Annotated in this window: 11 protein-coding genes and 3 pseudogenes; 11 read left to right on the top strand and 3 right to left on the bottom strand. The window is 47.8% G+C overall.

The features are described from left to right. Window positions 1-17: 17 nt before the first annotated feature. Window positions 18-1,676 carry a YcdB/YcdC domain-containing protein gene (locus tag ACQ5DJ_RS16360; protein ID WP_429843404.1) on the top strand — a complete coding sequence of 553 codons (1,659 nt, stop codon included), beginning with the start codon at window positions 18-20 and terminating at the stop codon, window positions 1,674-1,676. 53 nt (window positions 1,677-1,729) lie between these two features. Here ACQ5DJ_RS16360 and ACQ5DJ_RS16355 read toward each other — a convergent pair whose 3' ends face one another. Beyond that, window positions 1,730-3,490, bottom strand: coding sequence for an RNA polymerase sigma factor (locus tag ACQ5DJ_RS16355; protein ID WP_429843403.1), 1,761 nt, complete (start codon window positions 3,488-3,490; stop codon window positions 1,730-1,732). Between the two features lie 219 nt (window positions 3,491-3,709). Between ACQ5DJ_RS16355 and ACQ5DJ_RS16350 the strand changes: the two genes are divergently transcribed. The 6 genes from ACQ5DJ_RS16350 (at window position 3,710) to ACQ5DJ_RS16325 (ending at window position 7,534) form a co-directional block, all read left to right on the top strand. Next, window positions 3,710-4,048, top strand: coding sequence for a hypothetical protein (locus tag ACQ5DJ_RS16350; RefSeq protein ID WP_429843402.1), 339 nt, complete (start codon window positions 3,710-3,712; stop codon window positions 4,046-4,048). 110 nt (window positions 4,049-4,158) lie between these two features. Further along, window positions 4,159-4,377, top strand: a complete 219-nt coding sequence (locus ACQ5DJ_RS16345) for a hypothetical protein (RefSeq protein WP_429843401.1) — start codon at window positions 4,159-4,161, stop codon at window positions 4,375-4,377. Next, window positions 4,365-4,628 carry a hypothetical protein gene (locus ACQ5DJ_RS16340; protein ID WP_429843400.1) on the top strand — a complete coding sequence of 88 codons (264 nt, stop codon included), beginning with the start codon at window positions 4,365-4,367 and terminating at the stop codon, window positions 4,626-4,628. Before ACQ5DJ_RS16345 ends, ACQ5DJ_RS16340 begins: the two co-directional genes overlap by 13 nt. 28 nt (window positions 4,629-4,656) lie before the next feature. Further along, complete coding sequence (locus ACQ5DJ_RS16335; protein WP_429843399.1) at window positions 4,657-5,385, top strand: ATP-binding cassette domain-containing protein; 729 nt, start codon at window positions 4,657-4,659, stop codon at window positions 5,383-5,385. Next, on the top strand, window positions 5,385-6,566 hold the full coding sequence (locus tag ACQ5DJ_RS16330; protein ID WP_429843398.1) for an ABC transporter permease: 1,182 nt from the start codon (window positions 5,385-5,387) through the stop codon (window positions 6,564-6,566). The genes ACQ5DJ_RS16335 and ACQ5DJ_RS16330 overlap by 1 nt, the downstream gene beginning before the upstream one ends. Window positions 6,567-6,631: 65 nt before the next feature. Then, window positions 6,632-7,534, top strand: a complete 903-nt coding sequence (locus ACQ5DJ_RS16325; protein WP_429843397.1) for a DMT family transporter — start codon at window positions 6,632-6,634, stop codon at window positions 7,532-7,534. Window positions 7,535-7,606: 72 nt separating this feature from the next. Here ACQ5DJ_RS16325 and ACQ5DJ_RS16320 read toward each other — a convergent pair. After that, window positions 7,607-8,609 (bottom strand): annotated as a pseudogene (locus ACQ5DJ_RS16320) (ROK family glucokinase). Between the two features lie 112 nt (window positions 8,610-8,721). On the opposite strand from ACQ5DJ_RS16320, the gene ACQ5DJ_RS16315 reads away from it, so the two are divergent. The 4 genes and pseudogenes from ACQ5DJ_RS16315 to ACQ5DJ_RS16300 form a co-directional block, all read left to right on the top strand. Next, window positions 8,722-9,612 carry a diacylglycerol kinase gene (locus ACQ5DJ_RS16315; protein ID WP_429843396.1) on the top strand — a complete coding sequence of 297 codons (891 nt, stop codon included), beginning with the start codon at window positions 8,722-8,724 and terminating at the stop codon, window positions 9,610-9,612. 118 nt (window positions 9,613-9,730) lie between these two features. Next, a pseudogene (gene rlmD, locus ACQ5DJ_RS16310) lies at window positions 9,731-11,163 on the top strand (23S rRNA (uracil(1939)-C(5))-methyltransferase RlmD). 214 nt (window positions 11,164-11,377) lie between these two features. After that, a complete protein-coding gene (locus ACQ5DJ_RS16305; RefSeq protein WP_429843395.1) occupies window positions 11,378-12,082 on the top strand; it encodes an alpha/beta hydrolase in 705 nt (234 codons plus the stop codon). A 432-nt stretch (window positions 12,083-12,514) separates the two neighbouring features. Next, window positions 12,515-12,682 (top strand): annotated as a pseudogene (locus ACQ5DJ_RS16300) (IS256 family transposase); the annotation flags it as partial. Window positions 12,683-13,446: 764 nt separating this feature from the next. On the opposite strand, the gene ACQ5DJ_RS16295 reads toward ACQ5DJ_RS16300, so the two are convergent. Further along, window positions 13,447-13,959: an SMI1/KNR4 family protein gene (locus ACQ5DJ_RS16295; protein WP_429843394.1), complete on the bottom strand. Its 513-nt coding sequence runs from the start codon at window positions 13,957-13,959 to the stop codon at window positions 13,447-13,449. Between the last annotated feature and the right edge of the window lie 34 nt (window positions 13,960-13,993).

The following is a 13,993-nucleotide window of genomic DNA, read 5'->3' as shown; positions in this document are numbered from 1 at the left end:
AAGAAGGAGGAGATTTTATGAAACGAAATGGAAAACGTACAGCAATCGCATTGACAATAGCAATGCTGTTGCCAGGAACAAGTGGAACAGCCTTGGCTGCAAGTCCTGAAATCCATCCTAGCCACACTGCATCTGCAACAAAAAGCGAGGAAAAGCTCCCGGAGAGGGCCACTCAAATCGTAGCTGCTTTAGAAAAGCTGGAGCCTGCATTGAAAACGTTGACGAAACGAACGATTGTGAAAAGTGAGATGGATGAAAATCTGTTAAATCTCAATCTGGAAAGTCCCGAATCCAATGACATGAGTGCCACTGTTGTCTTTGACAGAAAAACAGGTGAGTTGTTCATGTACAGCGCCAGTTTGCATATTTGGAAGCAAGGTGAAATTGCGACAGACGAGATTATTTTGCAACGGGCAGAAAAAGCAGTGCTTGAGTTATTAGGGGCAGACAAAAGAAAACAAGCAGGCTCGCCTAAATTATCCAAAGCTGTTAAAAAGGAAGACCCTGAAGATTTGACTGATAACTCAACAAGATACCGCTCCGTTTATTATCCAGTTGAACTAAATGGGCTGGAGATATTGGGGAATAGTATGGGCATATTCGTGTCGACGGATTATGCTGGTCATATCTTGGGTGTATCCAGTGAGCTACTTGATTTGAAAGAGACCAAGGTCCCAGATCCGAAAACGGCACTGACACCAGAAGCTGTCAAAAACCAGTATTTCACTCCTGAGCGTCTTGATTTGGGCTATGTGCTGGAAGGGAAAGATGCCAAGCCGGGCTTGCAATATGTATGGATGAATAACGCTTACATCGATGCCGTGACAGGAAAGCAGATTGACTTCACTCATGGAACAGAATTAGCCGGGAATGGAAAAAGAAATCCTGACAACCTGAAGAATATTACGCTATCGCCAAAAGGCGAGCCGCTTATTGTCAAAAGCAGGGCAGATGGAGAAAAAGTTGTGGCGAGCCTGTTTGACGTAGATACGAAGAAGATGTTCACAGAATACAACACAGGAGAAGTTGATGGTGAGTTCATACATTCCTGGAGCGATGAGTTTGGGTATGAAGACGTATCCATTTCGGTGGATGCTTCTACGGGAGAGGTCACTGGTGCGAGCATTTCGATGGAAACAAAGAGCTTGCCCGTTCCCTTATCGAAAGAAGAAGCCTTGAAAAAAGCAATTTCCTTCATGGAGCCATATGTCGCCAAATCCTCTACTGAATGGCAGGTTGAGATATTTGATCCATATAAACAGCCGAAATTGGCCGATTGGATGATCAAGTTGAATGAAGGAGAGGGTAAAGAGGAGGAGGATACAGGAACAGGAACGTATACCTTCATTTTTTATGAACTGCACGATGGGTTGCCTGTGTTCGACCGTTACTATTGGATGAAGATTGATATAGAGAATGGACAAGTATTTACTTTTATTGTGAATTTGCCGGAAAAAGAGGGTACTCTTCCCATCCTGAAGCTATCCGTAACAGAGCAACAAGCTGCTGAAATCGTAGCCAAAAATCTCCCTGTAAAGCTGTCTTACTTCTGGCCAACCTACAAAGGCAAGCAAGCTCCTTTTCTCACCCTTGTCTATACGGTTGACAAGAGCAAGGGCTGGCCTTACGTAGATGCTGTAAAAGGCACACTTGAATGGGGCGAATACGAGGAATAATTCGAACGAAAAAGAACGCAGCGTTTCTGACTGCGTTCTTTTTTCTGTCCCTTTTATGCGCGTGTCTGATTTGCAGTGAGTCCCGTCTGTATTTGTTCCAGTACCGATACGGCAGCACGCTCATTTCGCTCTATCGCCTGCAACAACGTAATAGCCTGCCTACCCTGCTCCGCATCGTTCGGCTCGCCCCCAGCCGGGAACGGGAAGAGCTTGCTTAACGTGTCAAAGTCATCAGCAATCGCCCCGTACAAGCCAGCGGCTTCTTTCATCAGTGGGCGAACCTCATCAAACACAGAATCTGTCCACGTATCAACGATTTCGCTCCAGAAAAGAGAGGCGTAGCGACGTGCATCCCCGTTCACAACGGTCGTATATGCGTTGCCATTCGGCTCAACCGTTCCTTTTTCATAGGCTTCCTGCCAAGCAGCATAGGCGGCTAGACCATTGACGCAGCTCTCGTCCTGCGGCTCTTCTCCCCGATAATGAACGAGTGCAGACTGGAGGGCATTTGCGAGCATCGTGCGTTGATCGATCGGAATCGCACGGTCGATGGCAAGGATAAATAGCTCCTCGAGGATACCTCGCCCCAAGTTTTCATAAGGAATGGTGCTGTCGTTTTGGCAGTTGTCTCCTGCGTAAAAGACTCTTTTTTCATCATCATAGCCGTAGATCAATCCGAACTCTGGCATGAACAGGTCCCAAGTAAGCACAGGGTGCCCTTTGTCGATGGAGCGGTGAACCAGCTCCAATGCCTCTGGCAAGAGGACAGACAGCTGACGTTTCTGGCGTGCTTCCGGGCTGAGCAGCGAAGGTTCTACTTGATTGGCATTCATGTTTGGTTCGCAGGAAAGATGATATGAGGTGACGGCACGCGATTCAAAGCCCATATTTTTCAAACCCTGCTGCAAAACTCGCTGAAAGTGAAACATCGTCGGGCCAGCAATATGAATATTTTCAGGAACGATTGTTAGGCGAAAGGCATGACCGCTCAGTCCAAGGATCATCGGCAAAGACATTTTTCTTTCAGTCGATTCTACCAATCCGTATAGTGCTGCTGCGCAAGTAACCCAAGTAGACATAGTGAATGCTTCTGGTTTATTTAATACTGCTTGTTTCATACTCCCCGCAACCTTTCTCGTCTTCATGTATTGATCAACAACGACACGAGTTTTTTCCTGAATCAGTTTTTTGCGAGAACGCGATAGCACTTGGTAGACATTCGCCTGTGACATCTGGAACATGTGGGCGATCTCATGAGGGGCTAAATGGTCAAAAAAATGAGATTCCACAATGCGTTTCTCCCGAGGATTGAGGCAATACAGCAGGCTCCTGATCGTCCCAAACAGCTCACGCCGCACCATGACCTCTTCGGGATCGGTGTTCTGCGAAGAGTGTGACCAAGACCGACCCAGCCTGTGCAGGATACTGTCGAGGTCCTCCCAATCAGTCGGTTCCTGCTCATGTGTTTGTTTGCCCAGACTCGAGAAGACGGTTTCCCTTTTTTGCGGACCCTTCGTTAGACGCGTGTACGCTTGATTGCGCACAATCCGATGCAGCCAAGGAAGGAAACGGCGGCTGTCCACCAGTGTTCCAAGGTGCAAAAAGGCGCGAATGAGAGCATCCTGAACGATGTCTTCGGCAAGAAAGGCTTCTTGTGTATACGACCGTGCATAGCCGTATACTTTGGCGCGATGACGCCTGACCAGCTCGCTAAACGCCTCCTGATCTCCGGTTTTTGCCTGCTCAACCAAAGTCTCGTCGTCTGTCAGGTCTTGTTCCTCTTGAGTCTTAGGTTTGATAACCAAGTGTTCCATCGCAAAAACTCCTCGTGATTTGTTGATTTACTATGTAGACTTCTGGTTCACGGAATATCTGACACGGAATACGAAAAAATTTCGGAGTTTTTTTAACCGTTTTGTTTAGTGTAACAGAGAAATAAACGCAGCGGGTTTTCGATGACGCAAGGGGATTTGTAACAATTTCCACTCTCCCCTATAATGAACGTACAGGAAGAAAAAGGAGGATGGAAGTCCATGAAGCTCATTTCTGTCGCAGGAGAAAGTGTGGCACCTGGAAAAGGTGGTTCACCGTCTGATACATTTGATCGTTCCATTTCTACGTGGCAAGAAAATGGTCAAGAAAAAACCATAACCGTCACCTATGTGCGTTATTTTGGCAAAGTGCTCGCTGAGCGGGGCATTTACGATCAAGAGGCAGAAGGTGTTCCTGTCAGCCATTTGGTAGCGCCGCTGTATCTAGAAAAACATCCAGAGGCAAAAGAAACCCGTCATTATATTAACGATACGGAGGATTTCGTCGCGCTGTTTGAAGGCTTTTCCCTGACAAAGTGGAAAGAGCGTTATCCGCTGTAGGATAGGAGAGTTACAGCTTTTAAAGTCAAAAGATTCTGATCGCCAAAGACACATACGAGTAACTTTTGATAGGGCATGCTAAGGGCAACCAATTATTGGAGGGAATTAGCATGTTTTCTATTTGGCTGCCACTTTTGATGACGTCTTCTGCGCTTGTGTTTGGTGCCATACCTTCGCATGGCTCTACGACTACGACTTCCTCGGTAGCGTGGATGGTTGCTGTGCAGGAGTTTGATGCGTTTTTGCAGGACTGGAAAAAGGGCAGACGTTTGCGAACCTGCGTCATCCGCTTTTTGACCTCACGGGAGTGTCAGCGGTGTCAGGAATGATAGAGATCATCCGTTTTTCGGGAGAGGCACACGGGCAACCCGGAGAAATCACCCTTTCGTTCTACACGCTGGAAGGCGACAAGGTCTTTTCGCCCCCAGGCTCCGTGTCAGTCGCGCGAGTCGATGAGAAGCGGCGGGAATTTCATGTCACTGGCGCTATACCGAGGATTTTACGTGGGCGGACGGGTGTCGTACAGGTGACGTTTACGGGAGAAAAGCGGGCGTCGTACTTACTGAAGGTACAATTCTAGTGAAAAAAAGGGAGAGGAGGGGCTGCTGTTGATTGAGGTCAAGGAAGTTAGTAAGCAATTCAAGGAAATCGCAGCGGTCCAGCATGTATCGTTTCGCGTCGAGGCAGGCGAGGTTTACGGACTTCTTGGCGAAAACGGTGCGGGTAAGACAACAACAATGCGCATGATGGCGACGGTTTTGACCCCGACCGAGGGAGACATCGAGATTAGTGGGTTTTCCGTTCGGCAGCAACCGCTTGAAGTGCGCCGCAGAATCGGCATCTTGTTCGGGGGAGATGTGGGTCTTTACAGCCGTTTAACAGCACGAGAAAATATCGCGTACTTCGGTCGTCTATACGGATTGGAGCAAGCAAGGCTTGAGGAGCGGATTCACAGTCTGAGCCGGATGCTTGAGATGGATGATTTTATCGACCGGCGAGTAGGGGCCTTTTCCCGTGGAATGAAGCAAAAGGTAGCAATTGCCCGGACGCTGGTACACGATCCGGATGTCATTTTGTTGGATGAACCGACGACAGGACTGGATGTAACAGCCGCTACAATCTTTCGAAGAATGGTCAGAAAGCTGCAAGAAGAGGGGAAGACGATTCTGTTCTCTAGTCACAACATGGGCGAGATTAACAAGCTGTGCAAAAGGGTTGCGCTCATGCACAAGGGTAAGCTGCGATTCGCCGGAGGATTGGATACGTTGCGCGAGCAGTTTGGGACAGAGGATCTGGACGACATTTTCATGGCTGTCGTGGAAGGGAGCGAAGGCTGATGGGCGCGCATGTCGTTTGGACCGTATTGAAAAAAGAACTGATGGACTTGTTTCGCGATCGCAAGGCATGGATGGGGACGCTCCTGGTGCCATTGCTCGTCATTCCGTTCGTCTTCTTTTTGCTGGGAACGTCCTATAGCAATGTGGAAAAAGAAGCGAGGGAGTACATCCCGTTAGCTGTTCAAGGATCATCCTCATTGATTACGGTTTTGCAAAAAAATCCTGCCGTTCAAATCCTGGAGCCATCCAATCCGGAGCAAGCACTGCAAGCAGGTCAGCTACGCGCTATTTTGACGATTCCTACGGGCTTCGATGAAGAGATTGCGGCGGGAAAAACAGCACAGCTATCGGTTGCCTATGACTCCACCAATCAAAAGTCTGTCTATGCCCGTACGTTGATCGAGCAGACAGTAGAGGCGTACAGCAAAGACGTCGTAGCGAAAAGGTTGAACCAAGCGGGCTTGTCCGAGCAGACCATTCAACCGATTGTCTCCACCTTTCAAAATACAGCCTCTGAGGAAAGGAAGTCGGGAGGGATGCTGGCTGGCATCATTCCGTTGATGCTGGTAGTCTCACTTGCATCCGCGGGAATGGCCGCAGCGAATGATCTCGTCGCCGGTGAAAAAGAACGGGGAACGCTCGAATCGCTGTTGACGGCGCCGATTGCAGCCCAGCACATCCTCACGGCAAAGCTGTTGGCTGTCATGACTATGAGTACCATGGGGGCAGTAGCGTCACTGATTTCTGTCACGCTGGCCATGCGTCTGGGACCAATGGGGACGGAAGGAGATCATTTTACACTCACCTTCTTCTCGCCTGTCACTTTGTTGGTGCTCATCGTGACGATTTTGTTGTTGGCGGCGCTCTTTGCAGGGTTGGAGCTTGTTTTGAGTACGGTTGCCAAGTCTTTTAAAGAGGGGCAGACGTACATGAGTGCTGTCATATTTTTGGCGATGGTTCCCTCGTACATGCTGATGCCAGTCAGTCCGGTCGACATCCCTACGCATTACTACGTGATGCCCGTGTTCAACGGTGTCGCACTGTCCAAGGAAGTGTTTTATGGCAAGGTCGACCCGATGCATGCACTCCTGGGGATTGGCTCCTTGCTTGTCTATGTGATTTTCACTATTTTTCTCGCGTCGCGCATATTTCGCAGAGAAGGGGCGGGGTTGAAGCACTGATCGTAAAATTTTCAGCCCTGTCGCATCACTCGTCGCTGTCATTTCGAGAAAGCTGGTGAAATGTTGTGAATCCGCTGTATGTCGGTGTGTTATATATTTTCGGATCGGCTGCTGGCTTTGGCGTCATGTCTATTTTTGCTGTGTACGCCTACGAAGTGGGTGTGTCTGTTTCGACGCTCTTGTTTTTGCGGTTTTTATTGGCGACTGCTCTGTTCTTTGGTTTGTTACTTTGGCGCAAGGAATCGCTTCGCTTAGATAAAAGACAGGTGCTCGCTATGTTTTGTCTCGGCGGGATTTTGTACACCCTGCAATCCCTTAGCTTTTTCTCTGCGGTTCAGTACATACCGACCTCAATGGCGGCCTTACTGCTGTACACATTTCCGGTGTTTGTTGCCATACTGAGCTACTTCGTCGAGAAGGAGCGATTGACGAAAAAGACTGTCCTCGCCATGTTGATCACACTCGCTGGTCTGGGACTGGTACTCGGCTTGTCATTTGGTGGGATTCAGCCGATTGGCGTGCTGTTGGCTCTAGCAGCGGCGTTGTTTTATTCCGTTTATATTGTAGTGGGGAATCGAGTGGTAAAAGGCGTCTCGTCCTATGTAACGTCTGCGTACATCGCCCTGTTTGCTGCCATTTCTACCTTTTTCATTGCGTTAAAAGACGGAGGTGTCGATCTGTCTTTTGCGGTACAAGGGTGGTGGGCGCTGCTGGGGATCGTCGTTTTTTCTACGGTGGTCGCTATCAGCTTTTTCTTCCGTGGCTTGCAATTGATTGGATCAACCAAAGCATCGGTGCTAAGTACGCTGGAGCCTGTTGTCACGTTTGGGTTTTCGGCGTTGTTGTTTGGCGAAGCTTTTAGCCTGCTCCAGTTGTTGGGGGGATGTGCAGTGCTCGTCGGTGCTGCGCTGATTGTTTCGGGGAAAGGCGGCGAGACAGAGCTGGCACCCAGGCAGGCTTCTTCATAAGGCTATACCAAAAAGACGCTCTTGCTGTGAGGATTCACGTGCAGGAGCGTCGATTCTTTTTATGTGGCCTGATCAGGATTCGTTCATCTGTGAACGGATTAACCAGCCCGCACCGTACACACCCGCATTATTGCCGAGTCGAGCAGGAACGATCTCTGTGGACTCGACGACGTAGGTGAAGGGAACAAAGCGTTTGAATGATTCACGGATTCGGGAAAAGAGGAAGTCACCTGCTGCGGCCACGCCTCCACCGATCATAAACTTCGCAGGATTCAGTACATTCGCCAAATGAGAGAGAGCGAGACCGAGATAGAGCGCCACTTGATCGATAATCGCGAGAGCCGCTGTGTCTCCTGCTACGGCTGCCTCAAGGACATCCTTGGCGGCAATGTTTCCTTTGGTGGCTAGTACAGCGGCAAGCGCAGGGCTTGATCCGTTTGTAGCGGCAAAACGCCCTTCACGAATGATGGCGGTCGCAGACGTATATGTTTCGAGACAACCTGTTTTGCCGCAATTGCAAGGAGCTCCGCTATCCGGGGTCATAGTGATGTGACCGATTTCGCCGCCAACACCGTTGATACCATGGATGACCTTTCCATTCAAAATGACGCCTCCACCTACACCTGTGCCGAGCGTGATGAGAACGAGGTCTTGTGCACCTTGGCCTGCACCTTGCCACATTTCCCCGAGGGCTGCGACATTGGCATCGTTGTCGACCGCGACTGGCAGACCTGTAAGGGCTTCCAACTTTTCCTTTAATAAAACGGGTTGGCGCCAGTGAAGATTCACCGCTTGGAAGACAATTCCCTTTTCGCCATCGACGGGTCCGGGTACTCCTACACCGATTCCACAGACTTGTGAAAGAGAATAGTCGTACTGCGCAAGAAGATCATGAGACATGTCTACGATTTTTGCAAATACCATCCTCGCCGTCCGCAACAGGCGTCGGTTCTTGCATTTTTGTAACCAGCTCGCCGTCTGGCGTAATCAAAGCCATCTTGATTGCAGTGCCACCCACATCTACTCCCACGATGATCTTCTTCACAAGCGTCTCCCCTATCTCCTTGATTTCCATCTTTTTCTATCTTATCACGCTATATGGAGCATAGCGATTCCCAAAAATGGCTATACAGGATATGATGGAAGAGAGTACCCCCGTGAGCGAGGGAAGGAAGAAGGGATCTGCCTTGAAACGAGCCAGATTAATCTACAATCCAAGCTCCGGCCGGGAGATCGTGCGTCGGCGATTGCCGGAAATCCTCGATTTAATGGAGTCGGCCGGATATGAAACTTCATGCTATGCGACCAAAGGGGAAGATGATGCGACAGAAGAAGCTGCTCGTGCAGTAGCTCGCGGTTTTGACGTCATCCTGGCCGCTGGTGGAGATGGAACCATATATGAAGTAGTCAATGGGATGGCAGAGCATAAAGCGCGTCCATCTCTTGGAATAATCCCCTGCGGAACAAGCAATGATTTTGCCCGGGCGGTCGGTATACCGAAATCGATCACACAGGCGACGCAGATCATTACGAAGGGCAAGAAAAAACGCATTGACCTGGGGCGCATCAACAACCGCTATTTTATGAACATCGCGGGTGGCGGCTCGCTGACGAATTTGACCTATGAGGTCCCGAGCAAGCTGAAAACGCTGATTGGACAAATGGCGTATTACGTCAAGGGTTTGGAGAAGCTGCCGTCGCTGCACCCGATCCGTGTTCGTCTGGAGAGCCGCAAAGAGGTGCTGTTGGATGAAGAAATCATGGTGTTCCTCATCGCCAATAGCCGATCTGTAGGCGGCTTCGACAGGCTCGCCCCAGATGCGGACTTGACGGACGGCAAGCTGGATGTCATCGTCGTGAAAAAGCTGAATATAGCAGAGTTTATTCGCTTGGCGACACAAGCAGTTCGCGGCGAGCACCTGAAGGACCCGAACATCCTGTATTTCCAGGCAGATTACATCAAGGCCACTTCACCGGGCGGAGAGACGGTTCAGCTCAATCTGGACGGTGAGCTGGGCGGACAGCTGCCTTGCGTGGTGGAAGCGTTGCCGGGGCATATCGAGTTGTTCGTCCCGTAAGAAGATAGTAAAATGAATAGCAATAGCCGTGGGGATGCCGCTTTTCGCTGTGCATCCCTGCATGTTTCCTGGAGCGAAAACGAAAACCTATAGAGCAAGATAAAAGGAGCAATAGATAGTGGCGAAGACAACAAAGAAGCGGCGCGGTCCGCACCCGACAGCCAAAGTGGAGCTGGATGTCCCAGTACGTGTCGGACAAACCGTGGAAGTGGAGATAACCGGACTGAACCACGAAGGAGCAGGAGCGGCCGAATTGAAGGATATACGCTGTTCGTGGATGGCGCACTTGCAGGAGAGCGGGTTCATGCGCGTGTCGATCATGTGAAGAAAAACTTCGGCTTTGCAAAGATGACGGAAGTAGTAGAAGCAAGTACCCATCGCTTCCAGCCGCCCTGTCCGCTGTACGACCGTTGCGGAGGCTGTTCGTTGCAGCATCTCGCATACGAGGAGCAACTGCGTCACAAGCAGCAAATCGTGCGGGACAACCTGCGGCGCATCGGCGGTTTCCAAGTCGAAGGGGAAGGCGCGATTACCGTTCACCCGACACTCGGCATGAGCGATCCATGGCGCTATCGCAACAAGGCTCAAGTACCAATCGGCGAGGAAAACGGGGCGTTGGTCGGCGGTTTTTACGCGGAGAAATCCCACTCGATCATCGACATGAACGAATGCCTCATCCAGCATCAGATGAATGATGAAGCAGTGGCGGCTGTGAAGCAGGCGGCGACCAAGTTGAATATTAAAGCGTATGACGAGGTGCGAAATTCAGGCTTGTTGCGTCATGTCGTTGTGAAGGTAGGCGTCAAGACGGGGGAAGTCATGGTCGTGCTCGTAACGACAGAGGAGCAGATTCCACAGCGCGATCAGCTGGTGGAAGCGATTCGTGCACAGGTACCTGGCGTGACGAGTATCGTGCAGAACATCAACTCGGACAAGACCAACGTTATTTTTGGCAAAAAGACCGTGACGCTCTGGGGCAGCGATGTTATTTACGATTATATCGGTTCGATTAAGTTTGCCATTTCGGCGCGGTCGTTTTATCAGGTCAATCCTGCTCAGACCGAGGTGCTGTACAACAAGACGTTGGAGTACGCGGGTGCGACTGGTACGGAGACGGTGATTGATGCGTACTGCGGCATCGGGACGATTTCGCTGTTTTTGGCGCAGAAGTCCAAGCATGTGTATGGAGTAGAGATTGTGCCGGAAGCGATTGAAGATGCGAATCGGAATGCGCAGTTGAATGGCGTGGAGAATGCGACGTTTGAAGCAGGGCCTGCGGAGGTTGTCATTCCTGCTTGGAAAGAGAAGGGCATATGGGCGGATGTGATTGTCGTTGACCCGCCGCGTAAAGGCTGTGATGAGGCGTTGTTGACGACGATTTTGGAGATGCAGCCGGAGAGAGTGGTTTATGTGTCGTGTAATCCTTCTACGTTGGCGAGGGATTTGAAGGTGCTTGCGGAGAGGTATGAGGTGAAGGAAGTGCAGCCGGTGGATATGTTCCCGCATACGGGGCATGTGGAATCTGTGGCTTTACTGGTGAGGGACGTGTAGGCCCCAAATAAACCCATGCTATTCATAATAAACTCGTGCTAAAAATTGAATAAAGACGTGATAAAATCCGGGAATGGATAAAGGGGAAAACCCAGAGCCATCAAGCCGTTCCCCTGTTTTTGTAGAAAAAGTTGGGTTGAAAATTGAGGATATGCGTAACAAAATAATATACAACTACCTATGGAAAGTAACACCTCAATAAATTGGAGGATGCATGTTAAAAGAAAATATTTTAATAGATGATATTCCTGCTATTTTGTGGGGAAACGACAGCACGGAAATATTTATTGCTGTACATGGCAATATGTCTTCAAAATCAGATATTCCGATTCGTATTCTAGCCGAAGAGGTTGTTCCATTGGGATATCAAGTGCTCAGTTTTGATTTGCCTGAACACGGCGATAGAAAAAATAGTTCTAAGCTTTGTAAAGTGCAAAACTGCGTTTCTGATTTGAAGAAGGTTTTAGAATTTGCACACACGAAATCAAATACTATCAGCCTATGGGCAAATAGTATGGGAGCATATTTTAGCTTGTTAGCTTATAAAGATGAAGTTTTAAAGCAAAGCCTATTTCTTTCTCCTGTTTTAGACATGAGCCGAATGATTCAAAATATGATGAAATGGTTTGATATTACAGAAGAACATCTGTGCAGAGAAAAAGAAATATCTACACCAATTGGTCAAATCCTATATTGGGATTATTACCAGTATGTTATCAAGAATCCAATTATAAAATGGGATTCTCCAACTTCAATTTTATATGGAAAAAAAGACGAACTGTGCGAGTATGATGTCTTATCAACATTTATCACAAAGTTTAATTGCAATCTTGCTGTTTCAAATGCTTCCGAGCATTATTTTCACACAGAAGAAGATTTGGATATTTATGAAAAATGGCTCAGAAAGAATATCTTTTGATAAGAGCACGCTTAGATATTAGATAATCTGAAACTCAAGAGGCTCCGTTTTTAGGTTGACTTCCATGGCCTACAGACTTAGCCTCTTTTTTATCAAGTCTATTCTGAAGTTAAACTCTCTTTTGCTAATCATTAAATAATCTCTAAAGTAGGGGGCTACATGATAAAATAAAAAGGACGGCTGTCTCAGCCGCCCCGAAAGTGAGCAAATGCCATTTATTTGGTTAATTTTAGGAAATGCAATTAATTTCAATAGAACCATCAATTATTCGTCCGATTCATCCTGAAGACGCACTATAAAAGGCGTCCTTTTTTACTCTTCCCCCTCAATTAAGGGATTGCTCCAATGAATAATTGGAGTCTGTAGAGTATTCTGTGTAAACTCTCAACCTCTAAACTACAATTAGTTTTAGAAAGGTTGGGAGTTTTTGTGATGTCAAAAGAGCAGATAAAGCAGTGGATCAAAGAGAAGAATATGAAGTCGGTAGACGACGTGCAATCAGCGTTAAAGGAATTGATTGCAGAAACGATCCAAGAAATGCTCGAGGGAGAGATTGAGTCCACTCTTGGGTATGCCAAGCATGACACGAAAAGTAAGCGGAGATGGATTGGCGGACTGAAAAAGAGGGGCGGAGAACCCCTCTTTTTTGTGCTAATGTGCTATCTACTACAAATGAAACACTATCAGTTGAAAGTAGAGAGTGGGTCATGGCTGCTACCAAAGTGGCTGAATAGGTGCATCTATTCGGTATGTCTTGTATGTATCTGGTTTACCACCAGACATGTTCCCTAACTAAAAATAAGATTCACAAACGATTTAATAATCCAAATGATCATAACAATAGCAAAGTATTCAAGAATAATAAATTTCCAAGTAGCATTATGCTTACTTAATCCATACTTAAACAAACTGAAAAAGAATATGCCTCCAGCAATTTCAAGCAGCTCTATGAAATTAAAGACAGATTCGCTCATATTCTTTTACTACCCTCCTACCGATATTTTCCTTCTTTATGTCACTTAAATAAGGCAACACTTTTGAACATAACATGTGCATTACTAAACGCGACGCCTCTTTTCTGTAGTTCATTACATAGAATATTTTCCCATGGTGGTAAACATTTTGATTGACACTCACACGGCCATTCGGCACTCACTACGAAACGGCCGCCGATTTTCACTTCGAGGGCTCGACAAAGTGTATGTTGAGTTTGGAATTGTGGCATTAGTACATAACCTGTTGAAAGTGCCGGGTATCCGTCTACCCACTTTCTTCAAAACCAAAAAAGAAGGTGAGGAAAACGAAACGGTTTCCCCCCACCTTCTTTACTTTTTTAGGGACTTTTTAGACGGCCCCCTTTTTTCTTACTCTTCCTCCTCAATGGGTCGATCCCAAAACTCAATTCCGTCATGCTCAATAAGTTGTTCCAGCAATCCTGTGAACGTCAGGTCTATGTCGATAGTATCGTCTGGTAGTATCGATCCAACCCATGTGAGGTAACCTTTGCCACTATGTATTCTGTCTTGATCCACACATATACAGCTATTTGAGATATCGCTCCAAACGATAGGATAGTAAGGATGGTCGATGCTGTAGCCTTTCCAGTACCCAATGACGAGTTCGGTACTTAGCACATCATAACCCCCAGAGTTATGCATGGCGCTCTTGAATAGTGTTGCACTTTTGTAGCGGCTTAAAAAACTGACGTAATCCTCTGGTAACTCAAACGATTTTAATTTCTCCTTTGTGTCTGTGATAGACTCGTTCGAGAAGTAGAATGTAAATTGATATTTTTCGTTTTGGATATGAACGTTCCCGTCTACACTTGTCTTACTTCCCCTGATCTTACTAATGAGGGCTTCAAAAGGATTACTCACAGGATCACATCCTTCAATGAGAATAGGGACTGTC

Origin of the sequence: Brevibacillus sp. FIR094 (genome assembly GCF_050477165.1) — a bacterium.
In the GTDB taxonomy this organism is placed as follows: domain Bacteria; phylum Bacillota; class Bacilli; order Brevibacillales; family Brevibacillaceae; genus Brevibacillus.
Note: the sequence above shows the minus strand (reverse complement) of the source record. Positions and strands in the feature narration are given on the sequence as shown.

What these genes read in the sequence shown, in the direction of transcription:
- ACQ5DJ_RS16355 (WP_429843403.1), bottom strand. Translation starts at nt 3,490, where the DNA reads ATGGAACACTTGGTTATCAAACCTAAGACTCAAGAGGAACAAGACCTG.
- ACQ5DJ_RS16360 (WP_429843404.1), top strand. Translation starts at nt 18, where the DNA reads ATGAAACGAAATGGAAAACGTACAGCAATCGCATTGACAATAGCAATG.
- ACQ5DJ_RS16330 (WP_429843398.1), top strand. Translation starts at nt 5,385, where the DNA reads ATGGGCGCGCATGTCGTTTGGACCGTATTGAAAAAAGAACTGATGGAC.
- ACQ5DJ_RS16350 (WP_429843402.1), top strand. Translation starts at nt 3,710, where the DNA reads ATGAAGCTCATTTCTGTCGCAGGAGAAAGTGTGGCACCTGGAAAAGGT.
- ACQ5DJ_RS16305 (WP_429843395.1), top strand. Translation starts at nt 11,378, where the DNA reads ATGTTAAAAGAAAATATTTTAATAGATGATATTCCTGCTATTTTGTGG.
- ACQ5DJ_RS16345 (WP_429843401.1), top strand. Translation starts at nt 4,159, where the DNA reads ATGTTTTCTATTTGGCTGCCACTTTTGATGACGTCTTCTGCGCTTGTG.